This is a genomic window from Lysinibacillus sp. TE18511 (assembly GCF_054062295.1).
This window is the reverse complement of the sequence record NZ_JBSSFD010000053.1, coordinates 1-26,322: the sequence shown is the minus strand read 5'-3', so window position 1 is coordinate 26,322 and position 26,322 is coordinate 1. Positions and strand designations below refer to the sequence as shown.

Below are 26,322 nucleotides of genomic sequence, written 5' to 3'. Positions count from 1 at the left end.
GTTGACATAAAGAAGCACCTCCTCTAATTTGATACATTTATCATCGTACCGGAGGTGCCTGGTTGTTTATATGCGTTATTTGATTACGGGCTTACAAACAAAATAAAACAGATAAAGTAAATGAGTGGTTGGCTTTCTTGAATGAAAATATGGAAGATGTACTAGTTACCCTTGAAGGCGAGAAAATGTACGTTGAAACGATTTTTCGAGAAGTTTTAAGTGGAGAAGAATATTTGTATTGGTATGTTGTTCAAGGGACAGGTGGAATTGATGTCGATGAATCAGAACATTGGATTGATAAAAAACACATTGAATACTGGGATGAATGTATTGATGAAACCTTTAAACCTGTAGCTTTACAAACTGAGGTAGTGATGATTCCTGAAAAGGTACGAAATTCTATGAAGTAAGCACTTCTTAAACTAACGAGTGCTTTACTTGAAGAACCATGAGTTGCATATGCAGCTCTTTTTTTCTTTCTTGAACTCCCATGAAAGAACTTAATCATCTTTCATTTTCTGTGGTGAAGTGCTGATTTTTGCATTTCATGGATGGCTAACGGTGCAGTTGAGTTGAATAAATTTGTTCGGTATGTAGGGTCATACTATTGATTTATTTTGAAAGACTTATAAAAGGGTTATCAGAAACCATTCGTTATATAAAAGTTTTTGAAACATTACACTTAAACTACATGAAAATTAAAACATTGATAAGTACATCATAATCTTGCAAGTAAAGCTAGCAATATGTGTAAAGAAATCACCTCAAATAAAAAGTACACTCAATAAGAGGTGATTTAATGTGTATTTAAAAGTTATAAAAAGCAATAGAAATGTATTACTTTACTTATTAGGAGCTGGGACTTCTAGTTTGGGGAATGTTATATCTGGGTTAGCCTTCCTATTTTTAGCTTATCAGATGACAGAATCAAATATACATACAACTGGTGTTGCAATTTCACAAGTAGTCCCTTATCTTTTATTTGGGTTAATAGGGGGAGTAATTGCTGATTGGCTAGATAAAAAAAGGATATTACTAATAATTGACCTTATAAGAGTACCTCTAACATTATCACTAGTGCTATTTCACCAATTTGAGTTGCTGAACTATTGGCATTTAATAGTAGTGAGTTTCCTTATTCAGTGCCTAGGCTGTTTTTTTAATCCTGCTCATAGGGCTATATTACCCATTATTACAAAGGACGAGGAAAGATCTTCTGTTAACAGTTTGCTTGACACAGTTACAAGGGGCATTACTGTATTAGGACCTATTGTTAGTATAGGTTTAATGAATACAATTAACGTTATACATTTTTTTACTTTCGATGCACTAACATACCTCATAAGTGCGATTCTTATTTATAAAATTCAATTTACAGAAAAAAATATCACAAGTGAAAGTTCAAACCAAAGAAAAATAAGTGAAATATTTATCTCAATAAGGGATTTTTCAATGTGGGTGAAAAAACAAACGACAATTCGAACCCTATTGATAGTTACAGTAATCATTGTGTTTTTCAATACCTGGGTATGGCAAGTCGGTTTATTATTGCAACTAAAGGAAACAACCCCAAATGGAGAGGAATTATATAGCTTACTTTTAGGATGGTATGGTGCTGCCGTTATTGCAGTAAACCTACTTATCCCATTAATTTGGAAAAAGTTAAGTGTGAAAATTTATTTGTTTGGTTCATTGATTTGGGGTATAGGTATTCTCCTTTTAGGATTTGCGTATACCATCCCATTGTATTTTATAGGGATATTAGTTGCAGCAATAGGCTTACCTATATCTGGCTTATCAAGAGTATATTTGTTACAAAAATATCTCCCCACAGAAAAACTAGGCAGGGGCTTTAGTTTTAATGCATTTCTTTTATATTTATCAAATGCTATTTCTCTTGGTGTATTCGGATTCATCTCTTCATTCATGTCTACAAGAATCTTGTTTATAATATGTGGAATTATGATGATCATTTGTTCAGTCGCTTACTTATTAACCATCTCTCGAAAAGTACCAGGAGTAATGCAATATAATCGCTTAAATAATTGATTATAAACAGTAACAGATGAAAAACCACAGTCCATTGCAATATTTAATACAGTTTTATTTGTTTTTTTAAGCATTTCCTGACTTCTGACGACTCGGTAAGTTTGTAACCAAGAGTAAGGGGAAATCCCTAAGATGTCTTTAAAGTAATGGGCAAATTGAAATTTACTTAATCTCGCTACTTTTGCCATTTCATCCAAGGTCCAAGAATGCTGATAATCTTCTTTTAAAGCTAGTATTGTTTTGTAAATTTGTGGATCTATTGTTTTGTATATATTTGTATTTATATCCTGTGTATGGGTTCCAACAGCACTTTTCAGTAACATTAAAGCCAATTGAGTGAAACTGTGTTCCAAAAATATTCCCATGGATTTTGTGTTATCTTTTTCAAGTTTTACGAAATCTAATACGAACTTAACCCAATTTGATATCTGAGAGTTTTTCTGGATACTTGTAGCAAACTGAATATCATTGTGAACAGGATTTAGAGCTTGAGAAACTTCACTAAGAAAAGAAGGGTTTAATTCAATTAAAAATTTACTGTCATCTATTGCTAATTGTTTATGTTCATCTTGAGGGTTAAATAAAATAAATTGTTGATTATTAAGAGTAATCTGACTTCTGTTAGTTTGGTAATCTATAGTTCCTTTTAAAGAGTAAATAAATTTATAGCAATCATCTGAACGCCAGTTGCTCTCTTGGCTGAAATCTTTTTTTAATAAGAAAACTCCGTTATTGTTTTCTAGTAGTAATTTTGTTGAGCGCACATAATCACCTTCTTAGTTATTATAAAAAATTGTATCACAAAGAGCAGGAAAATAAATGAGGCACGCATTAGTAGTTGGTGGAACAGGTATGTTATCAGGGGTATCACTCTGGTTATTAAATCAAGGGTATCATGTTTCAATCATCGCTAGGAACTCTGATTGCATGAAGGTTTAATAATACAGACTGACTTAGATAGTCATATCACACGACTATCTGTTGATTATAGTAATCATGATGAATTACAAAAGAAAGTGCATGCAACAATAAATAAAAATGGTGGTATTGATATTGTAGTAGCATGGATTCACTCGAATGCTCAAAATGCACTTAAAATAATTGCGAAAGAGGTTTCAATTAGTAAAAGTGAATGGGAGTTATTCCACGTTTTAGTCAGTAGTTCAGATTTAAATAGAATTAAGAGAGAAGTTACAATGTCTACGGGTTGTTCATATCATCAAGTTTAAGGTGGTTAACAAATAAGGAAATTTCTGATGGGGTAATTGAAGCTATTAAGAAAAGAAATAAATACTAACTATTGGACAAATTGACTCTTGATAGCATAGATGAAATTGACCGTTATTGGTATGGAAGTGGTTCGTCACAAGATAACGGATCTGATAACTTTACGGAATATCAACAAAAATTTGTTTTTTACGCAAAAGGATTATCTGAAGAGGATATTGAAAGAGTTTAGTGATGCAAAGATTACAGTAGCGTGGACTGACAGTAATAATCAACAAGAAGAAAAACAATACAAAAGTAGATTTAATAGAGTTTAGTACGAATAAGAATTTTTAGGAGTAAGTGATGGAGACTAAAATTTTGTATTACAAAATATTTGAAAAGAAAGTGGAGCCTATTGATTATGTTAATTGGGCTTGTGAAATGTTGGCAAATGGTATTTCATCTACATCCTTAAATATCCTTTCTTCCTTACGTGAACCTCTAAATATTTTTGAGGTAGAAGATTATTTTTATAGGGCAGTAAAGGAAATAGACATACAGGAACCTTCACATGAATATTGTGCCAAGTACTTCATAAGGTATTTATTAAAACAAATTATAGATGATGAATATAAAGCAATAGACAATGCATATGAAATTTATAAGGTGATTCGTGAACACTTTATTAACGATGAATGGAATGTATGGTATGAAATAAGTGAAATGATAGATGATTATCAGTTTGGTGATAATGTGATGAATATTACAGGGAAATCCCTAATCTCAAGCATTGTAAACGAAGCTAATAAACAATTGAAGTTAAACTTCTTATTGAACTAACGGGCCTTTACTTCAATATGGTCCACTTTTTTTCACCAATCCCTAAATCTATTATAGAAACGAAGTAAGACGTAAAATCAAAAAAAGGCTGGGACATAACTGACCCAAATCATAAAAAGCGTGAGAAATCAATTTTAGAAACGTTGATTTTTCGCGCTTTTTAATGTGAAATTTTTAAATTTTGCTTTGGAAATATACTTATGTCCTAGCGTCCTTATTTTTTTCTCAACAGTGTATCCCCAAGAGGGATTCCAATTACAACAACCAAAACCGTTAGAATTACCAGGGCTTGAAAAATAAAATACGCAACTTGATCGAACATCATATCTCTCCTTCTTTTCTTAATAATTCCTACCTTATATTCTGTAATTATCCAACTCCTATTGAAGAGTCAAATTAAACTAATAAAGCCCAAAATCATTTGTACTTTATTAGTTTAGTTTAGTTTATTTCATTACAACGTATGTATGCAGTCGTCACTTTTTATATTTTGTGATCTTCAACAATAGGGCACGATTGTTTAATAAGCTTCGCTGTTCTATTAAACTAACGAGATGCTTTACTTCAATAAGGAGTAGAGCTTTTTCTACTTCAACTAACTGGGCAGTTTAGTTGAAATAGGTTTGATTACAACTATTGTAAAATAGTTTATTATAAAGAGATGTTATGATTAAAGGATGTGCAGATGTGTTGAATTTTGGAGAATTAGTTTACCCGGCGTTTATACAACAGATTGATGAAGAAACATATGGTGTTTATTTCCCCAGGCTTTTTCCTGAGGGCGGGTGGGATTTTCCTTCGTGCTGGGGAGAAACTAAACTTATTGCTATAAAAAATGCAGAAAAGGATTTAGCTTACTCCTTGGCAGGAATCTTATATGATAATGAAGAACTTCCTAAACCAATCCCTATTCAAAGAAACAAACTTTCTCAAGGAATGGAATTAATCGATGTGAAGACGTCGTTTGAACCGTATGCCGAAGAAATACAGGAACATTTAAAAAACAGACATTGGCATATTAGCTATTACGCTGAGGAATATGAAGAGGAAATTGAGGCCATAGGTTATAAGAATGACCAGGGAAAGTGGGATATTCAATTTGGCGATTTTTCGGAGGAGGAGGAAATTCTTTTTTTTGATTCCTCGCACAGAAGAAATCCCGAGTGGCCATTTAATATTATACTATTTTCAGTACATACAAGATCTGAAGCACAGGAGAAATTCAATCAATTTGTTGAACAAGTAGTTATAAAACGTCGTCCTTCCATTGAGTGGTTAGGGAGGAAAAAAGAACGACTGAAATTTGAAAAATATAATAATAAAATTAGGTTAAAATCAATTAATGAATTAGTAAAAATGGGGCAGATTTCTGCAATGGAAGCAGCAATATTAAAAAAAGAAGTAACAGATCCAGATTTCAGTTTCTTTTAATTTATCTAACCAGAGGCTTCATTGTTGTTCCACACTATTAAACTAACGAGGTGTTAGTTAAATTTCGATTAACTAAATATAAAAACAAAAAGGCAGAATTTATTCTACACGTTTTATAGATTAAATCTGCTTTTTAGTTTTAACAGCAACAATCTTTGAGAAAACAGCTTTTCGAGAAGATTGTTGTTATTCAACTACGGAGGTTAGTGCAAGAAGGGATAAGATGAGAATATGCGTGTAAGAATATTTATTTAAGGAGCTGGTTGTATGCTTCATATGAATGTAATCAAAAAATTTAATACTTCTTATCAAATTAAATTTTCGAATGCCTATCGTTTTTTATGCCATACAATGGGCAGTAAAACAATTATTTATGATACAGATTCTTGGGAAAAAATAAAGGAGCTTAGTAAACCTAATAATCCAGGAGATATCCATTTCTCAGACAATGATGATTATTTATATATAAAAAACACAATCGGTACTGTATGTGTGTATGAAACGGTTGGATTTCAGTTAATCAAAACCATTAAATCGAAAAAAAAATATCAACTTGTTGAAGGGGACTTTGTTTTAACTAATACTTCATTCATTATCCTTGATACATTGAAAACGAAAGACGGACATCAACTGGCATTAATCAACATTGATAAGGGTGAGTTTAGAGTACTAACTCAATTTAAAGATTCAATTACCCTTATTTATTTTAATCACTTTATCCAGGCTGAAAGTGCCTATTTATTTACTTTGAGTTATGTAAATTACGAAGGTTACCGAGTCGAAAGAATAGTAAAAGTTAAAGAACCAATAAATAAAGAGTCCATTGAAGTATTAGATAACTTAGAAATTCGGAATTGGGATTCCATCATCTTTAACTCTATTTATAACGTATATATTGTGGTTCAAGATTATGACATAGTTATACTCGATGGACAGTTTAAAGAAATTTTAAAGAAAGTCTGCTTATCAGAACAGGATTATCCTGACCACTTCGGTTATTTTCAACATATGCACCAGTCAAACGATGGTCGATATATTATCCTTACATATAGTGAGACAGTTTTAATCCTGCGATACGATGATTTAGAATCCATTTTAGTTGAAGAACTTCAATATGCTTGTTTTGGGGAATTCAGCAACGATGATCGATTTATTCTTATAGGAACGTGGGAGAATGGTTACATCCTTGAAAACACCCTACGTTAGTGTCTTTGGAGAGATGAAGGTCACCGTTCTTCTCTTTCTAATAAGGGTTATGAAATTCTTCACTTAAAGTAACGGGTGCGATTGTTCGTGCGACACGTTCCTGGCTCAAATGAGATGTGGATAACACAATCTTGGTAAAGGTCAGGCAATTTACGATTTAAATTGAAGGATATTATCAAGGAGTCGAATGATGAGGTAACGCTCAGAAAGGCTCCCCCTGCGTCGAATAGCACACTATTTAGTAAGGGAAAGAGTGTTATAAGCTCGGCTAATAGGCGTGAGAATTTACCGTAACAGTTCGGCTGACGAAAGCCTACCCGATGGGGGGGTAAATCATGGTGCTTGGGTTGAATAGATATGGTGAGAATGTATGAAAGACACATAAGATTAGTGTACTACTGGCGAACCTCCGAATGTACGGGTCTAGACGCACGTTATATAGAAATGTATTTACTACTAAATGTAGGGTTAGCTGTGGATGAGTAAGAATGAACTATATGAAAGTCCATCTTATGTTACAGGCATATGCAACGCTAATAGGTCCATAGGAAGCACCTAAGTTTATTCGATAATAGATAATATTCAACGTGGTAAGCTGATAACGTGGAGAGCTTACTCTTGATGAAGCGTGTAATGAACGTGGAGGGATAGCCACTAGACTAATGAAGAATCACTTAATCATGCATGGCAAATCTTTATCGGTTAATAAGGTTCTCGTGAGACTAAAAGAGGTTCACCTCCCAAGGGAGGCACCGACTTATTGAAACGGAAGAATTGAGACATAGAAGGTATTCTGATATCAGCAGTGTTGATGATTAATTGAATTGGATTAGTTGGAACGCCGTATGCGGTGAAAGTCGTACGTACGGTGTGAACAGGGGGAAAAGCTGGCGATAACTTCAAAGGCTTACCTATCTGTATAATAGAGCAGTCGCTTTTTTACTAACGATGTAGAATACTTTAATAAGATTTGAATTACGTTGTTTAGAAAAGGAATATTAAATCTTATGGTATCGGGCATCATTATGATGGTACTTACTCCAGTGATTGGTTTTTCAAGTGGGGCTGTATTTCTTCATTTTTACCATTGGAGTTCTGGGGGAACAGGAGAAGGTGCAGGCTATGGTGGGGCATTTTTAGGATTTATAACAATAGCTAATGGTATTCTCATTCTGGTGATTGGAGTTATAACGTGGATTTTAAATTTCGTAAAAAAGTGAAATGATGTTTCGTTATTCGAGTAATCGGAGGGATTTTGTTGAATGATAAAAAAGTTTTAGTTATAGGTAATGTTATATTTACTGGTTTTGTTGCATTATTTATTTCTTGGTTTTTTGCAGAAGGGGCATTAGGTGAATCTGATACTTTGACACCAGAATTCTTTTTAGTCATCCCAATATGGGCTTTTGGAGTACTACTGATGTGGAGATTCGTTTCCAAAGACAAATTAGAAAATGCTTCTCATTTTAAAATCATATTGAGTAATTCTCTGCTTTGATTTAACTATCCCTTTAGGTTTAATGTTTGCGTTTGAATTCATAAGAATATTGGGAAGAAAGATAAAGAATTAAGTTGTTTTCTTGTTAAACTCCCATGAAAGAACGTAATAATCTTTCATTTTTTGTGGTGTAGCGTTGATTTTACGCGACATGGATGGCTAACGGGTGATTTAGATATATTCTTGATACTTGATATGGCGGAAGGAGAGGGAAATGAAAAAAATAATTATCTTTAATCTATTATTTTGTATAGTAGTTATTTTTGTTAATTACAATTATTTTAATTCTAAATCTCGAAACGCTATCGTATACAACTATGTGGAAAACTATATTGAAACTAACTATGGCATTGCTAGAGAAAATTTAAAATCTGAAGAAATCGATTACACGAGAGGAATGGGTTTGTTTGAAATAGAAGTTAAAGATATAGAAACTAAAAATTATTACTTTTTTGAAGTGGATATTAACGATGACTATTCATTATATTATATAAAAGATCTTACTGAGCTTAATCGTAAAAATCATCATAAAAATCAAGCTGATTAAAGAAAGTTTATTTCAACAGGTATCAGCAATATTTTGAGAAAGATATAAAGTTTTACATACAACAATATATCCTGACTTATAAAGCATTCTTGAGAGAGTGCTTTTTTATTATGTTTAAAATAAGGAGGAAAAGATAAATGAATCATCCATTAAATAGGCATATTAATCATATGATTAATATGCCTATTTAGTTATGGGATGGTGTTAATTTTGAGTTTTTTTAAAAAAATCTCCTGTTTGTTAGTGTTTACTTAAGCTAAAATGCTCTCTGACTGTATAATAGTTGGTTTATAGGAATTTCGCAACTTCATGTATCTACAATAATTTAGATTACAATTCTGTTTATATAGTAACTAATTCAGCTTTGTTTTGCTTAAGTGGTGCAAGCGCTGGTAGACGTACCCAACTTAAACCAAGCGTTCCTTCACCTGCATGAACCGCTACACAAGCACTTAGTGGTAATACGGAGAAGTTTATGAGCGGATATTCGTTCTCTAAAGCTTTTTTCCAAGCGGTTGCGCCTTCTTCATCATTACAGTGAATAATTGCAACTTCAGGGATAATGCTTTTTTCTAGATCTGTATTTAAAACATTTTGTACATATGTTTTAGCTCTAGTCGTAGCGCGTACTTTTTCTTTCATAACGGGCTTCCCATCTTCAAATGATATGACAACTTTAATATTCAACAAGTTACTTAAAAATGCTTGAGTCCCTGAAACTCGACCACTTTTATGTAATTGTGATAAGCTAGCCGGAATAAATGAAAGCTCACTGTTATCTGCCATCTCATTGATTCTTTCAACAATATAGCCAGGTTCAAAACCTTCACGCTCTAACTGCTGACCGAGTTCAATCATTTTCATCATCGGAAATGACCCGATTTTTGAATCCACTGGATATACTTCAAATTCAGCTTGATCAGCCGCTGTGAAAGCGCTTTGATAAGTGCCCGAAAGATGTTGAGAGGTATGAATTGCAATTGCACATGTATACCCTTGTTCTTTTAATGATTTATATAAGTCTACAACTTCACCAATAGCAGGTTGTGATGTCTTTGGATTTTTTTTAGCATTTCGTAGCTTTTCGTAAAACTGATCATGTGTCATATCAACAGTTTCGCGTAAAGCCCCTTCTTCGAACACTATATTAAGTGGTAATACGTGAATTTGATTGTCCTGTATGAACTTTTCATCTAACAATGCTGCTGTATCTGTAACCCATGCAATTTTCTTTCCCATTTAAAAGTAATCCCCTTCATCTATCGTAGAATATTATTCATTTTATATGTAACTATACACAGATAAGATCATCATGAGTAGTGACATTTATAATGCTGTATTTATTTTTTTGCAATCTTCGACATTATTTCGACAATAATTGCGATAAAAAAGTAAGCCCGAAATATAAAAAAAGCGCACCTTTTCGGTACACACGACGAATGGCCATCTATCTGAATTTTTTTCGATCAAGGCATGTAACTATTTAAAATCTCTGGCTGCTGGTGGATCGGTAAATTTGGCATCCATACCACATGCACGTTCAATGATGGCTTCCATTAGAAACATCCTTTCTACGGCCAATCAAATTAGAGGCTGGTGCAGCAACCTGAGTTGGATGAATCTCCCATGAGTGCTTTGTAAGGGTGTTTCTGGTACAAAGATTTTAGTAAGTGATATTTTAAATTGTTTAAAGTAAAATAGTAGTAAGGTATTTCACAATAAACTCAACTAATCTGATTAGTTGAGTTTTATGTTTTTATATAAAAAGCTACTAAAATATTTTAAAGAAGATGTGATGATTAATGGGAAAAATCGCAATTTTGGCAGAGAAACCATCTCAAGCAAGAGCTTATGCAGACGCATTTAAAATTAAACAAAAAGAGAAAGTATTTATAGAATTGGAACCTTGTTCTACTTTTCCTGAGGGTGCAGTAATTACCTGGGCAGTTGGTCATCTTGTTGAATTAAAGGAACCAAAAGATTATCAAAAAGAATGGGAGAAATGGTCGCTTGGATCATTACCTATCCTTCCACAAAAATTTGAAGATAAAGTTGTCTCTAAAATGTATTCACAATTTAGTGCAGTAAAAAAAATCTTTAGTGATCCGCAAGTAACGATGATTTATAACTGCTGCGATAGTGAACGTGAGGGCTCAAATATCTTCTACTCACTTTTAAAAATGACGAAAGTAAATAAGCCTGTTAAACGATTATGGATCAATTCATTAGAGGTTGAGGAAATACGAAAAGGTTTTAATACTATGCAAAGTAATGAGCGTGATTTGCTCATGTACCAAGAAGCAAAAACACGTCAAATTAGCGATTGGTTAGTAGGCATGAACTGTAGTCGTCTATATACGCTACTTTTACAAAAAAAAGGCTTTAAGGGTAGTATCTCCATCGGACGTGTGCAATCGCCAACCGTATATTTAATTTATAAAAGACAGCAGGAAATCGAACATTTCAAGCCTGAAAATTTTTATGAAATTGAAGGGATTTTTAAAGCACAAAATGGTGTATATAAAGGGAAGGCAAAGTTAAAAACAAAAGAGCGTGCAGAGGCTGTGCAATTATTGCAACACCATGGGGTTGAACCGGTGGATACGGGTCTAATTACGAGTGTAACGAACAAAACGAAGCGTATTGCACCACCAAAACTACATGCGTTATCAACATTACAAGCCGCCGCTAATAGACGTTGGAAATACAGTCCGTCACATGTGTTGAAACTTACGCAATCACTTTATGAGAAAAAGCTTGTTTCTTACCCACGTACCGATTCACAGCTCATTACACATAATGAGTTTGCCTATTTAAATGAATCATTGGCAAAATATCAGCAGCTCGTGGGAAAGTCATTTAATGCGTTGAATCGAGGGAATAACAAACGCTACGTCGACAGTGCCAACGTTGGGGAGCACTATGCTATTATTCCAACGAAAAAAGTGCCGACAGAAAAAGCGTTACAATCAATGAATGCTGATGAACGCAATATTTATTTCGAAATAGTCAATACGACACTCGCCATGTTTCATCAAGATTATGAATACGATGAAAAAACGATTATAACGAATGTCAAAAAATTAGAGTTTAAAACGGTAGGGAAAACAGAACTTGTAAAAGGTTGGAAAGAATTGTTTTCAAGTGAAAAAGAGTTGCAGGAGCGTGAAGAGTCGTTACCTGTCGTTTTCCAAGATGAGATGGTACAAAGTAAGGTTTCTATTCTAGAAGGCACGACAACGCCTCCTAAACCTTATACAGAAGGGCAACTCATTACGATGATGAAAACATGTGGTAAATCAGTTGAGGATGAAGAAGAAATCGAGGTGCTGAAATCGATTGAAGGTATTGGTACAGAAGCAACTCGGAGTGGCATTATAGAGACGATTAAAAAGCATGGATTTATTGAAGTACGAAAAAACATAGTACACATTATGCCGAAAGGGGAGCTTTTATGTCGGTCAATTGAAGGGACATTACTCTCAAGTCCATCTATGACTGCAAAATGGGAAATCTACTTAAATAAAATTGGTCGTGGGGAAGGCTCTGCTAAACATTTCATTGAAAGTATAGGCAAATTTGTTAATCAATTAATAGCGGAGGTGCCTAAACAGTTAGAGTCACTCACAATTGATGCTGAGCAGTTTAAACCAGCTGTTGTGAAAGATATTGTGATGTGTCCGACATGTAAAGTAGGAAAAATAGGTTTGCGTAAAAGCTTTTACGGTTGCTCGAATTATAAAAATGGTTGTAAGCAAACGTTCCCAGGAAGGTTATTAGGAAAAAAACTAACTGAAAAGAACATTAATGATTTATGTAAAATTGGTAAAACAGCTGTGGTTAAAGGATTTAAATCAAAGAATGGTAAACAATTTAATGCGTCACTCCGTTTAGTAGAAGGAAAAATTGAATTTGAGTTTAATGAAAAGTAAAAGCGGAAGAGATTTATAATCTATTCCGCAAAAAAACTTATAAATTGAAATTATCTTGCAGTTTTTGAAATATTAAGATGTGATACTTAGGGAAGTAACACGAGCGAATGCCCATTTTGTGCTCATAGCGTAATCGAAGGGCAAAAAGGCTTTGGCTGTAGTAACTGGAAAAAGGGCTGTAAATTTGTCATCTGGAAAAACGATAAATTTTTAGCCACGATGAAGAAGAAGCCAACCAAAACTATGGTGAAGAAATTGCTAGCCGACGGAACGGTGTTGGTAAAAGGCTTAACGAGTAAAAAAGGGTCTAAATTTGATGCTCATTTAACATATGAAAAAATCTAGATAACGAATATTTTAACTGGAAGATGGAGTTTGCTGAAAAGAAGGATTAATTTTACATTAATTCTCTACTACCCTAAACTTCTAAAATGAAATAGGATAGCGTGTTCACTATAGAACGTGCTATCCTTTTTTTATATGAAATAGATATAATGTTCAGATATTCAAAAAATTTATTATTAGATATAATATCATTAGTTGTTTTTATTCGTCAGGGGACAAATCCCGCAGGCGTAGTATAGTAGGTAGACTAAGTTACTATAAATCTTTAAAAGGAGATATGTGATGACTACTATTAGAGAAATTGGAAGCTTATGTGTTACTGATAGAGATGGCTACATTATTAACCATTCAGACTGGAATAAAATCAACCCAATTTTTCTTCCTGTGATATACGATGTAGTCAATACGTATTCCACTCATCTTCAAGATGACTTACATAGTGTATACATAAGAGGTTCCATTCCAAAAGGGATAGGTATTGAAGGAGTAGCTGACTTAGACACAATAGCGGTTACGAAGCAAAACCCTAATAAACTGCAGGTAAAGCGGTTAAAAGAAGTTGAACAAGAATTAAATCAAAAACATACTTGTGTAGATGGTATTGAACTAAGTTTTTACTGCGTAGAAGATATTTTAAATACGTCATCTTTTTCAATAATTAGTTTCATACTTAAAACCCATGGAATATGTGTGTTTGGAGAAGACTTGATACCTCAATTACCAAGATATAGAGCTGACGAAGCTTTAGCAAATGACCACCTTATTCATTTACAAGGTCAAATTAAAAATGCCTGTGACGATCTTCAAGATAATTTTGATATAGAAGATATTAATGATTGTTGCAAGTGGATTATGAAAATTATAGTAAGGGCTGGACTTGCACTTGTCATAACCAAAGAAAACATATATACAAGGGATTTATACCCTGCTTATAAATTGTTTTCAAAATATTTCCCTGAAAAGGAAAACGACATGAGAAAAGCACTTGAATATGCAATAATACCCATAATAGATACAAACTTATTGTTATCGTTTTTAAATGAATTTGGAACGTGGATGGTTAGTGAAGCTGATAAATGGCTACAGTTCTACAACCCTAATAGAGAATTAAACATGAAACTATCATCTAATTAATAACTTGCGAAATCGAATTCTGTATAAGTAGCTAAAAATGGAATTAGCTTTGTTATTTTAGCCTACATTATCCACGTTATAACAGACGGAATTGATTCCACATACAGAAAAAGGTAATCACATTTTAGTCATGTCTCATATGGGATTACCTTTTATTTTTAAGCAATTTTAGATTTTAGGTCAATCGTATAATACAAATAAGGTTTGATCAAAAATACTTCTTTAAACTCAAATTTTACGATAAATAAAAAAACTATTCGAGATTGATCATTTTCTTCGTATGTTGCTCAACAATTACGCACAATCAAATATTTTTATTTATGGATTTGTTTTTAAATTTTTTCCAATATATTGGACAATCTTGCGAAGTTCTGTAGATGATGGGCGCCCAAATGGACTAGTTTGTTTTTGTTGATATAGCAGTTGTCCATTTTCATCAACTAGGAAATAAGCCGGCTCTCCATGCTTGCCATGATCCTCATAGGGTGCATCTTCTCCATGATAAAAAACATCATATGCTTTTAATGTTTTTAACTCTTCATCAGCCAAGACAGTAAAAGTAAGATTGTGCTCATCAACCATTTTCTTTAAATTTTCCAATCGATCTGTTGAGAGGGTAATTAGATGTACATTCTTGCCTTCAAAATAACTTTTATTTTCTTCAAGCTCTTTTAATTCATGAAGACAAACAGGGCACCACGATCCTCTGAAAAAGATAATGAGATGCCAACTTCTATGCTGATTTTGATGAGATTCTAAAGAGAATTTTCCTCCATTAACTGCTGGAAGAGTGAAATCGGGCACTTTATCACCCAAATTAAATATAGACATGCGTATCCTCCTTAAAATTGGAAATTCTATTCCTCCTTTATAGTATTTCCTGTTTTGAATTTGCTATGTAAAATAAAAAAATACATATACCTTCTATATTCATGATTGTAGCTAAAATTTCGAGTCATCTTTGTCGGTATATCTTCTTCAATAATTCGTCCTTCATTTTGATTGTACGAGCTATCTAATTGATTTCTCGCGCTTTTTAGCTAAATAGACTAAAATGGGATTTTGATCTAATATGCTGAGTATGTAAGAATAATATACTTTTCCTTTTCCTAAAATTAAGTGTGAAAAATCCATTTTTTAATATCTATGATGGAATCGCCACTTGCACTAGAGAAAAGGTATGGAGGCATGAATAAATGAAAAACCTTGAAGATTTAATAAATGCAATTATTAATGAGTCAATACTAAGGGGAAGAACGTATACCTATTTAATTTTAGGGACTAAGAATTTATTTACGAGCGGATATTTTACTATTGTTAATAATGAAGCATCATATGATGGTGACATGACGATTGCACTTTTTAATAAGTATGTCAGCGAGATTAAGACTTTTATGCAGGGACAGGGCATTCTTTGTATCAAAGTAGATGCGGGTACATTAGCTGAGCATTTCTTGGTGAAAGATATGAACCCTGAACTCCTTGATATGGATGTTTTTGAGTTACTTAATTATCAAAGGTACGGTTTGGAACCCATGGAGGGGGAAAGAAAAGAAGTTTTGCAGAAATCGTTACGGGCGGAAAAAATTAAAATTACATTAGTCTTTGCGTGTTATATGAATGATTTGGACCGAATTAGAGAGTTAGTTATCCGTGCAAAAAAGTCTGATTTGGATAAGATCTTGGAATCTCGGGGCACTCCATTACAGTTTTGCAGTATGCACAATAATGTTGAGGCATTTCGATTATTAGCCGAAAGAGGCGCAAACGTAGGTAAACGAGCTCTCGCACAAACACCTCTTGAAATTGCTTTTAAATATTCAAGCGATATTGTTAATTATATTCATTCGGAATATCCAGATATTTATGAGAAAGAGGTAAAAAAGAAAGGTTTTGGGATCGCTCTTCATTGTCAAGATATAGTTCTACTAGAGGACATTTTAAAATTAGGCTGCGACATGGACAAGGAAAGAAAGCCATTCCCTCCACTGCACAATTTTGCGGATACTAATAACGTTATCGGAATTAAATTCCTTCTGGATCGTGGAGCTAATATTGAATGCAGGAATCAGTATAAACAAACAGCGCTGCACAGGGCAATTAAGGCTAGAAATACTGCTACTGTTGAAATGCTATTAAAATACGGAGCGGACATTTATGCTAAAGATCATGAAGGAAAAACAGCTTTAGATTTAGCGGAAACTTGTGAAAATAAAGATGTTTTACATTTTATAGGAAAGTAATAGTGGAGATGTACGAAGACGATTTAATAATAAAGGCAAAGATACAGCAATGCTTATGAAAATAAATGAGCTGAGTAATCCAGTTGAACTACGTATACAACCGATTTAACTTCAAATGTAATCAATTCAAAGCCACACGATTAATGAAACATTAATTTATAAGGTTATGGGGAATTTTATTAGTGTTTATACAGTAGAATTAATCGATGGTGGATTCTATATAACTGTATTAAACCCATAATAGTAATGTATAAAAAACCGCACTTAGACTAGTCACGGTGAACCGTATCACATAAGTAAGTGAGGTTTTTTTGAAAAATAGTACAGCACCTCCCAAAATAGTGGAATAAGTGTTTTTCTGTTGTTTGACCGTATAAAAAGAATGAACTCCTTATGAGAGAACAGAATAGTGGTAAAGCAGAGAATAGAAGTTCCTCTGGATAGCATTGATGATTCGCACTTATTGGAGCGATACGTGAACAATTTATTGGGTAATGCGGTTAGACATACACCTCGCCATGGGAAGATTTTTGTAGAATGCTATACACAAAGATAGTATCCACATAATACTTTAGGAAAATTAATGTATTTGACTAAATCTAAATTTCTTCTTCGAATAAGATATATTATTCTAAATCGAAAAGAAGGTGGTATAATGTCAAATCAGCGAGGTAATAAAGATAGTAATGATGGGTCTAATTCCAAGGAATTACAAAGCAGTGTGGAAAGTAAAAATGAAAAAGTAAGGATTATTGTAAAAAAAGATGGAGAAGAAATTAGGACTGATTCTCCAGTATCGGATAAGTTAAAGCTTGTAATTGTTATAAATAATCAGTTCACTAGTGCACCTAATACCACGCAAATTGCAAGTGGGGCAGGAAGAAATAGTGCAGCTGGTAGTAATGCTGCAATAGATTCCTCGAATACCGATCAACAGCAAAGTGTTGGAGCACAAGGGGTAGCTAGAAACAGCGGTATGAAGGGAGAGCAGACTCAACCTCACGAACAGCATGAAGACTGTGATGGTGACGAAGAAATTGTTATCATCATCAATAATCAGGTAAATAAGGGTCAAAGACAGTCGTCAGCTACTCAGATAGCAAGCGGAAGCGGTTTAGATAGTACGGGAGGAACTAATTCAGCCATAGGAAGTTCTAATACGAAGCAGCAGCATGCGGTTGGTGGAGGCGGTCGTGCAATAAATAAGGGTGAGAATGGTGATCAAGAGGAAAAGTAACAATTCATTGGAAAAGTTAAAAAGGATTAACATATAATTATCTACGTAAACTAAAAGAGAAGGGATCCCATAGCTTATAGATAGTTAGGAATCAGTTTTTTATTTAATCAGAAGGATAACATCTGAGCGATATCATATTTCTAGTTTTTTAGACTCGGCAGTAAAGTTAACCATTGAAAGAATGGGTAGCAAATATTTATTCGCCTTTTTCATAGAATGAATAGTCTATAGTTTTTACCTATAGGAAACGTAAATACTGTTCTGTTTTATCTCTCTTTTTAGATGATAGTAAAGCAGCGACTAATAGCGAATAGCTGACATGCGTAGGGCCAGAATAATGTATGAGTACATTTGTTGGACTTTAAAGGTATTTACCCCTGCATTAACCAAATATACAGGGAATTATGTATACTAGAGGGAAATACAAATTAGTGGGTCCCCGTTTTTGCTATCGGCTTTCAGCCAATAACGTTGCATATGCGCCCAATAATTGGCGAACGTGACATCAGGTAGATTACCGTATGCCGAACAACCATCACAAATCACAAGATTGATCGTTAATAATAAAGATTTATAAAAAGTACCTCTTTTTTAGAGGTGCTTTTTTATTGGATATTTATGTTAAAATCTATTTGAAGTTTGTGAAGAAATGTACTTAAACTAATACGAACTGGCAGGATAGTTCAACAAGAGTTTGGGAATTAAAACAAAAGAAAGAGACCAAAAGGGGGTAATTCTAAATGAATAATAACTTTATTGAAAACATTCAATCCTTTTATTCCGACCTTTCCATTGAAAACTTTTATCTTAATGAAATTGGACAGAACAATGATGTGTTAATTGTAAACAAATCTTTGGTTTTTAGATTTCCAAAATATAAAAAAGGAATCATTCAATTAAGAAGAGAGACGGAAATTTTGAAATACATTAAAGGGATCGTTTCCACTCCTATTCCGAATCCAATTTATCAGTCTTTTGAAGAATTAGAACTAGGGAAGGTCTTTACTGGCTATAAACTAATAGATGGTGTTCCTTTGTGGAAGGAAAGTTTAACAGATGTTAAGAGTGTTGAATTGGTGAAAGGGTTGGCAAAACAACTAGTTTCTTTTCTTGTAGAACTCCATTCTATTTCAGGAGAAAAAGCAAGTCGAGAATTGAAACTAAAGGTTCGTAATCCTAGTGAAGAGATGTATAACCTGTATGATAAGATTCAAAATACATTATTCCCTTTTATCAGAAAAGACGCTCAAAAAGAAATATCACAATCCTTTGAAACGTTCCTAAAAGGGAAAGCATTCTCAAATATAGAGATAACACTTATACACGGAGATTTCGGAGCATCTAACATCTTGTGGAATCCAGAAACAAGTATGATTTCAGGGATAATAGATTTTGGTGGTTCTGGTTTAGGAGATCCAGCGTATGACTTTGCTGGCATACTCTCTAGTTATGGTGAAGATTTTTTTGATATGTGTATGGACCTATATCCTAACGGTAATGAAATATCTGAACGAGTTAAATTTTATAAGAGTACATTTGCTTTACAAGAAGCCTTGCACGGGATTGAGAATGACGATAGACAGGCTTTTGAAAGTGGAATAAAAGATTATAGATAGATTACTTGTTCAACTAAAGGGTACGTTGATCCCGGAAGGATAATACAACTTAATCAAACTAGTTAAACTTAGTAAATTCAATACGCTTAAGTCTGATTTATCGAGGATTAATTTGAACCCGTTAATTCGTTTCGTTTATTTCTATAGAGGATTTACCCGCTGAGAGGAATCTATTTTGATTGATTATTGTCAAAATAGATTCTTTTTTAGATAAACAAATTGTGTTGTTGTTTACAAATAAACAAACTTATTATATATTGTTTATTAAATGATAAACATATAGGGGTTTTGTTTATGAATGTAAGTGATTTAACAATAGAGGAATTATCGAAGGGGTATGTAAATAAAGGTGATGCATATGGATGTATATTTTGTAAAGAAACATTTGATGCCGAAGAAATATTCAAAATAGGTAATCAATTTTTTACAGCTAAAAAAACTTTACAACTCCATATCGAGAAAGAACATGGCTCTGTGTTTGAAGCGTTAACTCAATTAGATAAGAAGTATACAGGGTTATCAGATATCCAAACCGAATTGCTTAAGCTATTTGCAACAGGGGCAGCTGATAAAGAAATTATCAATAATACTTCTGCAAATAGTATTTCAACGATTCGACAGCACCGATTTAAATTGAAAGAAAAAGAAAAGCAAGCAAAAGTTTTTCTAGCGATCATGCAGGCTCTGGAAACAACTATAGTTTACGAGCCAATTCATAAGGGGGCAACACAGGTGGATGAGCGTTATGCGATTAGAATAGAAGAGAAAGAAAAAGTACTAGCGACATACTTTAAACATGGCTTAGATGGTTCTATTGAAAGCTTTCCGAGTAAGGAAAAAAGAAAAATTATTTTGCTGCAACACATTGTCACGAAGTTTGCGGTAGGTAATAAATATTGTGAAAAAGAAGTAAATGAGATTTTAAAGCCTATTTATAGCGATTATGTTTCACTTAGAAGATACTTAATTGAGTATGGCTTTCTAAATCGAAGCGATGATTGTACAACCTATTGGGTGAAAGAGGTTTAAAACATAGATAATTTTTATTACCCAAATATTCCTAGAAATCACTTTAGTTGTTACTAATGTTTATATTAACTATACTTACGTTGTAGTTACATAGAAAGGGTGATGGGATGAGTAAGAACTTTATTATATTTGGAGCAAGCCAAGGATTAGGTGATGCATTCGTAAAGGGTTTACCAACTGAAGGGGATACAGTATGGGTGGTGTCACGTACTCGACCAAGTAGTTTAGATATAAATGATGGCGTAAATCGTAAATGGCTGACTATTGATTTATCTAGTCAACAACATATTCCTGCTTTAAAAGAAGCTTTAAAAGGCGTTGCTATTGATGTATTAATTTACAATGTTGGAGTATGGGAAAAGCATGGTTTTGAAGATGACTATACGTTTGATAACGATGAAGTTGGGGATATTGCAAACTTAATTAATATTAATTTAACTTCCACAATTACATATATTCAGGCGCTTTTATCTAATTTAAGACAGGCGGAGAATGGAAAAATAATTTTAATAGGATCGACAGCTGGTTTAGATCATACGAATAATGCGCAAGTTACGTTTGTGACATCTAAATTTGGCTTACGAGGCATTACAAATGCTTTACGCGAGCATGTGAGAAAAGATAAGATCTCTGTAACGTGTATTAATCCAGGAGAACTTGCTGCTGAAGTACCTTTTGAAGAAGGGGCTGAAAAAGCAATTAAGTTGTATGAAGGTACACGTATTCCTGTACAAGATATTGTAGCCATTGTCCAATGTGTGATTAATCTATCACCAGTTTCATGTGTAAAGGAAATAAATATTCCTGCCATTACAGATATGAATGTATAATTCAGTATAAAAAAACGGCTCATATGTTGAACGATTCTGTTCAACGTGTGAGCCGTTTAAAATGGTACTTATAATTTTGATTTATTCGACGTGTAAACTCAACTCAATTGATTGAAAATGAGTTCGAGCAAAATTCTTTGCCCACCGCAATAACAGCTATCCAACTCCTTTGCTTCTATGTTCCGCATGAACAGAAGTCTCTGTAATATAACATTCTCTAGCAAATGGTTAATATTCTAATAAATAGCTATCTGTCAAAAAACTATACCCTAAACGATTTCACAACTAATCGGGAATCGAAAACTTTAGCTTTAATTTTTATCACTTTTTTCGGGAATTAGAATTTCTAACTCAAGAATATTACTATTAGTAAAAATACCGCTTGAGAGCTCCATTACATAAATAGGGGTATTTTTCTTGTCGATAATAGATAATATTTGTTTCTCAATTTCATCATCATTTTCGCCCATAATAAATATAGAACTATATTTACCTTCATTCATGATGAAATCAGCTTTCTGTTCTGTTTCTATACATATATGATATTCATCTTCTTCAAAAACATAAATAATATCATAATAAAAAAATTGCTTTGATAATTGAAATTTTAACAAATCTTTGGCTGATAAAGTTTCATTTGTTTTTAAAGTGATTATTTTTTCTAAATGACTTTCTTTTAAGTATTTTGTTGAATTTACTTTTTGGTTTGTAATATTTACATAATGGTGATCAATGGCCTTTTTAATTTTTTGTAGTTTGTTTATTTCGTCTGAAAGTTCTTTTGATTTTTCGCTTAATAAACTCAAATAATCATTTTTTTCATACGTCGTTAAAACCTCTGTAATTTGTGCGATTGAAAGATTTAAATTTCTCAACATTAATATTTGAGCAAGTTGATAAATTTCCTTAAGAGAATATTTTCGATACCTATTATTATCCGTGTAGGATGGAAATAAGAGCCCTTTTTCTTCGTAATATCGTATTTGATGATGACTGATATCAAATATTTTAGCCAATTGACTTATAGTAATTGTTTCATCCATAATATCCCTCTTCTCTAGATAAATATAAACTCTAGGGCTTGCCTAATGTCAAACAATAAACCTAAGATAAAACCTAAAACAATCATCACTGATAATGAAAGGAATGGATGGGATACAAGAATTTGTAGGTATAAATTCCATGTGATAACGCTAATGGATTTGCTCCTTGTGGGTTTTAGCATCATCCTACCAATGGATAATTGAGCAAATGAATTGAGAGGTGGGCGCAAACAAAAGTTGGTTTGACATTAGGTCAACCCTATAGTTTATAGTGGTGATGTACTAAGAGGGGCAATAATAAAAAGTCGATTATATCTATAAAGGGATGTCTTAATTTGACTATTGGCCAAATGATTAAGGTATTAATAGTGTACTTAAGGAGGGACATTTATGACCGAACAGTTACAATCTAAACGTATTGAAGGGTTAGATTTCGCTCGAGCATTGGCTATGTTGGGGATGCTTATAGTTAACTTTAAAATTATTATGGGAGCGGCAGGAAATGGGCCGGATTGGCTTATTTGGTTTACTGGACTTTTTGAAGGCAGAGCATCCGCCACTTTTGTTACGCTGGCAGGTATCGGGGTTGCCTTAATGACAAGAAAAGCTAGAAATGGCGGTGAGTTTTCTTACATTAAAGAAAATAAGGTGAAATTATGGAAACGTTCCGCTTTTCTTTTTATTCTAGGTTTACTTTTATATGTTGTAGATTGGACAGGAGATATCCTTCATTATTATGGTGTTTATATGCTGATTGGATCATTTCTTATCGTAGCTTCTACAAAGCTCATGATCATTCTATCTAGTGGTTTTTTAATAACCTCGCAAGTCTTACAAGTGACAATGAATTATTTGCAAGGATGGCATCCAGATCAACCATTTATGGAATATCTTGATTTTTGGACGATTGAAGGTTTTATGAGAAATCTTTTATTTAATGGGTATCATCCAGTATTCCCTTGGATTTGTTTCTTTTTGCTTGGAATGATCCTTGGCAGACTTGATTTATTGAAGAAAACTGTAAGAAACAAAATGTTGTTTATTTCTATAATTCTACTCATAACAATAGAGGTACTTTCAAAAGTATTAATGCGATTATCTCAATCGGTATTAGATGTAAACAGTGCAGAATTCTTGTTTCAAACTGGACCAATTCCTCCAAACATATTATATATGTTATCAAATTCCGCTTCAGCGATCATTGTCATCGTTGCTTCTATTTATATCGCAGAAAACTTTGCAGAACAATGGTTGACAAAATCACTGATTCAAACAGGACAATTAACACTAACCCATTATGTAAGCCATGTATTCATCGGTGTTGGCATATTAACTTTATTAAATAGGTTAGAAAACCAAACGTTAGCATTTTCATTAGTATTTACACTATTGTTTTTCGTAGCGAGTATTTTATTTTCCGTTTTATGGAGCAGAAAATTTAAAAGAGGACCGATTGAATGGATTATGAGAAAAATGACAAATTAATATTGTCTGTTATAACCCAAATAACCCTGTAGCAGAAGACTTTTACGCCAGCTTTGGTTTCTTTAAAATCAGAATTCTCTGTCAGAAAATGATAAACCAATTAGAGTGTATAACCTTAAACTTTCTATAAAAAAAGATTCAATTGAAGGGGGATCACCAACATGACGGAAATTTTTGTACGCTAAGTATATTCAAAATTAAAAAAGTCGATTTTCCTTCATTTCAAAGGAATCGACTTTTTGATATCTGAATGAGCATCAATCCATCAGCTTAGACAACATGAGAGAGATGTTGACAGATCTTGCTACATTTTTTAAGCTAGATGGTGTTTTTGGTAGTGATATTGCTAAAGAAGGGCGTTTGGTGATTGATTATACGAATAGAAATTTTGAGCTTGTGTTTAACAAATGATGCTTCCCGGAGTCAAGCAATTATTACGACCCCTTTATGGATTTTATCTTTACATTCTAATCACATTTATGATGCTATCAAAATAAAACATGAGAAAAATGTATCCTCATGCTTTATTAAAACTCTTTATCCCAATGTTCATTTTCATACATAATAGTTACATGTGCGTGTTCGATTTTTAATTCATGCTGAAGATAATCAATAAAAGATTCAAACATTTCTTCGTTTACCTCTTCTTTTTTGTTATTTAATTTTATAGTAAGCGAAGAGGGGGGGATCGATTGAAGGCGTAAATGCCATACCTTGTGGTTCTCCGAATGTTTCAGTTACATAACTATAAACTTTCGGTTTTACTTGTTCTATGAATGTTGATAATTCTTGAAATGCAAGATCATCTTCCATTTGGTTCGTATGTCTATTTTCATAAACCATGAACGTATTTTGTGTTTCTGTATTTAAAATCACTGCAGCATAATCAAATTTATCGTGTTGCGACTCTGTATCATACTCGACACCGGAGATTTCGTATTCCATGGTTGGATATTTCTCTTGTAAGTATTGTTCGGCTTGTGAAAGTACCTTTGCTTCTTCTTTTTCATCTGGTATTAACGACGCCCTAAAATTAAAAATTAATAAGACAGTCCCGAATATTAGTAATATCGCTATTCCTCCAATTGAAAAAATGAATATGCTCCAACCTTTTAACCACTTATTCAACTTTTTCTCCCCCTCTCTTTCAAAGTATATCGATTTAGTGATTGAATTTCCAAGTATTTGCAGTATCAATGTCAACAGTGTAATAAAACAGATTCTTTGAGCATGGCGAGACGATAATCCGGAGGTCTTTGCTCCCTTCTGCACTGTCGGAGAGACCCGGTAGGATTGGGACATCTTTTCTAGATGAATAAGCCTTATAAGAGGGCGGCTTACATATGCCCGCGTTTTTTTATTCAGGAAAATGCTTCGTTACAAAATCCTCATTAATACGAACAGTCATCATTTTTTATATCCTGCATTTTTAATTTATTAATAAGTAATGGTATTATATGGTTATTAAGATAATGAATTATGTTTCTTTTATATCCTAATCTTTGTGATGTTTTCTGTAGGCAGTTAAAGTTCACAGTGTCCACTATTACATGACACTGCTTTTCAAGTGTTACTTTAAATATCATAAAGATTATAGCAATGTTAAAGGAGAGTAACATGTACACCATAGGACAAGTAGCTAAATTTTTAGGAGTCTCTAGAGATACCTTGAAATTTTATGAAGAAAAGAAATTAGTAAAGCCTAAGCAAAATATGGAGAATGGGTATAGAAAATATAATCATTTCGATATTTACGATATAACAACAGTAAATTTCTATCGAGAAGTTGATATTGAAATTAAAAAAATTCAAGAATTAAGAAAAAGTAAGAGTATAGAGGGAATAAAGTCATTGCTAGAAGAGAAAGAACAAGAGGTTTTAGAGGAGATACAATATAAAAAGCTGCTTTTAAAAAAGCTTCAGACAGTAAAAGAGGATTGTGAAAAAGTTAAACAATTCTTAGGCGAATACATAGTAAAAGAAATGAAGCCTTTAGAAATAAAAGGAGAAATCGAACATTTTACTGCGTTTGATGAATATGAAACGCTAAAAAAGAATGCAGAAAACCTAAAAAAAGCAGTAACGCTAACATCTTTAAGAAGAGTCATAAGTTTCAATGAAGAAGGTATTATAGACGATAAGTTTTTCGTTGTAAGAAAAGTAGAGGACGTAGATAAAGAAATAGAAGGAGAAATTCGATCTCATCCAAAATGTATTTATACCGTTATTGAAGATGGAAGATGGTCAACTGGTGGAAAAAGTATTGACCATAACGTGGAAGCAAGTTTAAGAAAAGTAGCAAAAGACAAAGGGTATGAACTTTTGGGGCTAGTATATATTAATCAACTACTGACCACTTATGAAGATGGACTTGAACGTGTATTTTTAGAAATTTATGCACCTATCAAGTGAAACTGAAATTGGATTTTAGTGCCTTATAAATGTCAACACCATTATGTACATTTTTGCTCGTTTAAGGATGTACAAAACTACTCGTTTTCCGAGGTTAAATGATGCTTTAATCGGTATGAATCACCAACGATTGTGACAACACTTGCGTGATGTAAAATACGATCTAATATCGCATTCGCTAACTTCGGTTCAGGGAAAATTTCATCCCACGATTTGAAGTTCACATTCGTTGTGAA

Annotated in this window: 24 protein-coding genes and 2 pseudogenes; 20 read left to right on the top strand and 6 right to left on the bottom strand. The window is 33.2% G+C overall.

Annotation, left to right across the window (positions count from 1 at the left end; translation table 11 throughout):
• Positions 1–95: 95 nt before the first annotated feature.
• Positions 96–410: pseudogene (locus tag ACVWXS_RS23590) on the top strand (DUF6176 family protein); the annotation flags it as partial.
• Between the two features lie 391 nt (positions 411–801).
• Positions 802–2,049: an MFS transporter gene (locus ACVWXS_RS23585; protein ID WP_456960385.1), complete on the top strand. Its 1,248-nt coding sequence runs from the start codon at positions 802–804 to the stop codon at positions 2,047–2,049.
• Here ACVWXS_RS23585 and ACVWXS_RS23580 read toward each other — a convergent pair.
• Entirely contained in the window at positions 1,986–2,813 is an 828-nt protein-coding gene (locus ACVWXS_RS23580; protein ID WP_456960384.1) for an AraC family transcriptional regulator, read from the bottom strand. The genes ACVWXS_RS23585 and ACVWXS_RS23580 overlap by 64 nt on opposite strands.
• Before the next feature lie 159 nt (positions 2,814–2,972).
• Here ACVWXS_RS23580 and ACVWXS_RS23575 point away from each other — a divergent pair, with 159 nt between their 5' ends.
• From ACVWXS_RS23575 to ACVWXS_RS23540, 8 genes are all read left to right on the top strand, one after another.
• Entirely contained in the window at positions 2,973–3,278 is a 306-nt protein-coding gene (locus tag ACVWXS_RS23575; protein ID WP_456960383.1) for a hypothetical protein, read from the top strand.
• A 71-nt stretch (positions 3,279–3,349) separates the two neighbouring features.
• Positions 3,350–3,508, top strand: a complete 159-nt coding sequence (locus tag ACVWXS_RS23570; RefSeq protein WP_456960382.1) for a hypothetical protein — start codon at positions 3,350–3,352, stop codon at positions 3,506–3,508.
• Between the two features lie 113 nt (positions 3,509–3,621).
• A complete protein-coding gene (locus tag ACVWXS_RS23565) occupies positions 3,622–4,098 on the top strand; it encodes a hypothetical protein (protein WP_374967064.1) in 477 nt (158 codons plus the stop codon).
• Between the two features lie 687 nt (positions 4,099–4,785).
• Positions 4,786–5,529 (top strand): type II toxin-antitoxin system HicB family antitoxin, encoded by a 744-nt coding sequence (locus tag ACVWXS_RS23560; RefSeq protein ID WP_456960381.1) that lies wholly within the window; start codon positions 4,786–4,788, stop codon positions 5,527–5,529.
• Between the two features lie 267 nt (positions 5,530–5,796).
• Entirely contained in the window at positions 5,797–6,735 is a 939-nt protein-coding gene (locus ACVWXS_RS23555; protein ID WP_456960380.1) for a hypothetical protein, read from the top strand.
• Between the two features lie 980 nt (positions 6,736–7,715).
• On the top strand, positions 7,716–7,955 hold the full coding sequence (locus ACVWXS_RS23550; RefSeq protein WP_456960379.1) for an inner-membrane translocator: 240 nt from the start codon (positions 7,716–7,718) through the stop codon (positions 7,953–7,955).
• Between the two features lie 38 nt (positions 7,956–7,993).
• Positions 7,994–8,233: a hypothetical protein gene (locus ACVWXS_RS23545; RefSeq protein ID WP_456960378.1), complete on the top strand. Its 240-nt coding sequence runs from the start codon at positions 7,994–7,996 to the stop codon at positions 8,231–8,233.
• Between the two features lie 214 nt (positions 8,234–8,447).
• Entirely contained in the window at positions 8,448–8,780 is a 333-nt protein-coding gene (locus tag ACVWXS_RS23540) for a histidine kinase (protein WP_456960377.1), read from the top strand.
• 342 nt (positions 8,781–9,122) lie between these two features.
• Here ACVWXS_RS23540 and ACVWXS_RS23535 read toward each other — a convergent pair whose 3' ends face one another.
• A complete protein-coding gene (locus tag ACVWXS_RS23535) occupies positions 9,123–10,019 on the bottom strand; it encodes a DegV family protein (RefSeq protein WP_374967038.1) in 897 nt (298 codons plus the stop codon).
• Between the two features lie 563 nt (positions 10,020–10,582).
• On the opposite strand from ACVWXS_RS23535, the gene topB reads away from it, so the two are divergent.
• From topB to ACVWXS_RS23520, 3 genes and pseudogenes are all read left to right on the top strand, one after another.
• Complete coding sequence (gene topB, locus ACVWXS_RS23530) at positions 10,583–12,712, top strand: DNA topoisomerase III (protein WP_456960376.1); 2,130 nt, start codon at positions 10,583–10,585, stop codon at positions 12,710–12,712.
• Positions 12,713–12,817: 105 nt separating this feature from the next.
• Positions 12,818–13,107 (top strand): annotated as a pseudogene (locus tag ACVWXS_RS23525) (topoisomerase C-terminal repeat-containing protein); the annotation flags it as partial.
• Positions 13,108–13,339: 232 nt separating this feature from the next.
• The gene (locus ACVWXS_RS23520) at positions 13,340–14,191 is read left to right on the top strand and encodes a nucleotidyltransferase (RefSeq protein ID WP_456960375.1); all 852 of its coding nucleotides are present in this window, start codon (positions 13,340–13,342) and stop codon (positions 14,189–14,191) included.
• 318 nt (positions 14,192–14,509) lie between these two features.
• On the opposite strand, the gene ACVWXS_RS23515 is transcribed toward ACVWXS_RS23520, so the two are convergent.
• Positions 14,510–15,022: a peroxiredoxin family protein gene (locus ACVWXS_RS23515; protein ID WP_374967034.1), complete on the bottom strand. Its 513-nt coding sequence runs from the start codon at positions 15,020–15,022 to the stop codon at positions 14,510–14,512.
• A gap of 365 nt (positions 15,023–15,387) precedes the next feature.
• Between ACVWXS_RS23515 and ACVWXS_RS23510 the strand changes: the two genes are divergently transcribed.
• From ACVWXS_RS23510 to ACVWXS_RS23490, 5 genes are all read left to right on the top strand, one after another.
• Positions 15,388–16,434 carry an ankyrin repeat domain-containing protein gene (locus tag ACVWXS_RS23510; protein WP_456960374.1) on the top strand — a complete coding sequence of 349 codons (1,047 nt, stop codon included), beginning with the start codon at positions 15,388–15,390 and terminating at the stop codon, positions 16,432–16,434.
• Between the two features lie 721 nt (positions 16,435–17,155).
• On the top strand, positions 17,156–17,671 hold the full coding sequence (locus ACVWXS_RS23505; protein WP_456960387.1) for a hypothetical protein: 516 nt from the start codon (positions 17,156–17,158) through the stop codon (positions 17,669–17,671).
• 740 nt (positions 17,672–18,411) lie between these two features.
• On the top strand, positions 18,412–19,287 hold the full coding sequence (locus ACVWXS_RS23500; RefSeq protein ID WP_456960373.1) for a phosphotransferase family protein: 876 nt from the start codon (positions 18,412–18,414) through the stop codon (positions 19,285–19,287).
• Between the two features lie 294 nt (positions 19,288–19,581).
• Positions 19,582–20,316, top strand: a complete 735-nt coding sequence (locus tag ACVWXS_RS23495; protein WP_456960372.1) for a DUF2087 domain-containing protein — start codon at positions 19,582–19,584, stop codon at positions 20,314–20,316.
• Positions 20,317–20,423: 107 nt separating this feature from the next.
• Positions 20,424–21,146: an SDR family NAD(P)-dependent oxidoreductase gene (locus ACVWXS_RS23490; RefSeq protein ID WP_456960371.1), complete on the top strand. Its 723-nt coding sequence runs from the start codon at positions 20,424–20,426 to the stop codon at positions 21,144–21,146.
• A gap of 311 nt (positions 21,147–21,457) precedes the next feature.
• On the opposite strand, the gene ACVWXS_RS23485 is transcribed toward ACVWXS_RS23490, so the two are convergent.
• Positions 21,458–22,189 carry a helix-turn-helix domain-containing protein gene (locus ACVWXS_RS23485; protein WP_456960370.1) on the bottom strand — a complete coding sequence of 244 codons (732 nt, stop codon included), beginning with the start codon at positions 22,187–22,189 and terminating at the stop codon, positions 21,458–21,460.
• A 390-nt stretch (positions 22,190–22,579) separates the two neighbouring features.
• Between ACVWXS_RS23485 and ACVWXS_RS23480 the strand changes: the two genes are divergently transcribed.
• Positions 22,580–23,674: a DUF418 domain-containing protein gene (locus tag ACVWXS_RS23480; RefSeq protein WP_456960369.1), complete on the top strand. Its 1,095-nt coding sequence runs from the start codon at positions 22,580–22,582 to the stop codon at positions 23,672–23,674.
• A gap of 654 nt (positions 23,675–24,328) precedes the next feature.
• Here ACVWXS_RS23480 and ACVWXS_RS23475 read toward each other — a convergent pair.
• On the bottom strand, positions 24,329–24,802 hold the full coding sequence (locus tag ACVWXS_RS23475) for a hypothetical protein (protein ID WP_456960368.1): 474 nt from the start codon (positions 24,800–24,802) through the stop codon (positions 24,329–24,331).
• Between the two features lie 489 nt (positions 24,803–25,291).
• Here ACVWXS_RS23475 and ACVWXS_RS23470 point away from each other — a divergent pair, with 489 nt between their 5' ends.
• The gene (locus ACVWXS_RS23470; protein ID WP_368637643.1) at positions 25,292–26,086 is read left to right on the top strand and encodes a MerR family transcriptional regulator; all 795 of its coding nucleotides are present in this window, start codon (positions 25,292–25,294) and stop codon (positions 26,084–26,086) included.
• Positions 26,087–26,163: 77 nt separating this feature from the next.
• Here ACVWXS_RS23470 and ACVWXS_RS23465 read toward each other — a convergent pair.
• Positions 26,164–26,322: ATP-binding protein (locus tag ACVWXS_RS23465; RefSeq protein ID WP_456960386.1), on the bottom strand; the 159-nt coding region annotated here is incomplete at its 5' end.

Coding starts and splice junctions, on each gene's coding strand:
- ACVWXS_RS23470 (WP_368637643.1), top strand. CDS start 25,292: ATGTACACCATAGGACAAGTAGCTAAATTTTTAGGAGTCTCTAGAGAT.
- ACVWXS_RS23515 (WP_374967034.1), bottom strand. CDS start 15,022: ATGTCTATATTTAATTTGGGTGATAAAGTGCCCGATTTCACTCTTCCA.
- ACVWXS_RS23555 (WP_456960380.1), top strand. CDS start 5,797: ATGCTTCATATGAATGTAATCAAAAAATTTAATACTTCTTATCAAATT.
- ACVWXS_RS23480 (WP_456960369.1), top strand. CDS start 22,580: ATGACCGAACAGTTACAATCTAAACGTATTGAAGGGTTAGATTTCGCT.
- ACVWXS_RS23510 (WP_456960374.1), top strand. CDS start 15,388: ATGAAAAACCTTGAAGATTTAATAAATGCAATTATTAATGAGTCAATA.
- ACVWXS_RS23485 (WP_456960370.1), bottom strand. CDS start 22,189: ATGGATGAAACAATTACTATAAGTCAATTGGCTAAAATATTTGATATC.
- topB (WP_456960376.1), top strand. CDS start 10,583: ATGGGAAAAATCGCAATTTTGGCAGAGAAACCATCTCAAGCAAGAGCT.
- ACVWXS_RS23565 (WP_374967064.1), top strand. CDS start 3,622: ATGGAGACTAAAATTTTGTATTACAAAATATTTGAAAAGAAAGTGGAG.
- ACVWXS_RS23500 (WP_456960373.1), top strand. CDS start 18,412: ATGAATAATAACTTTATTGAAAACATTCAATCCTTTTATTCCGACCTT.
- ACVWXS_RS23535 (WP_374967038.1), bottom strand. CDS start 10,019: ATGGGAAAGAAAATTGCATGGGTTACAGATACAGCAGCATTGTTAGAT.
- ACVWXS_RS23540 (WP_456960377.1), top strand. CDS start 8,448: ATGAAAAAAATAATTATCTTTAATCTATTATTTTGTATAGTAGTTATT.
- ACVWXS_RS23490 (WP_456960371.1), top strand. CDS start 20,424: ATGAGTAAGAACTTTATTATATTTGGAGCAAGCCAAGGATTAGGTGAT.
- ACVWXS_RS23495 (WP_456960372.1), top strand. CDS start 19,582: ATGAATGTAAGTGATTTAACAATAGAGGAATTATCGAAGGGGTATGTA.
- ACVWXS_RS23520 (WP_456960375.1), top strand. CDS start 13,340: ATGACTACTATTAGAGAAATTGGAAGCTTATGTGTTACTGATAGAGAT.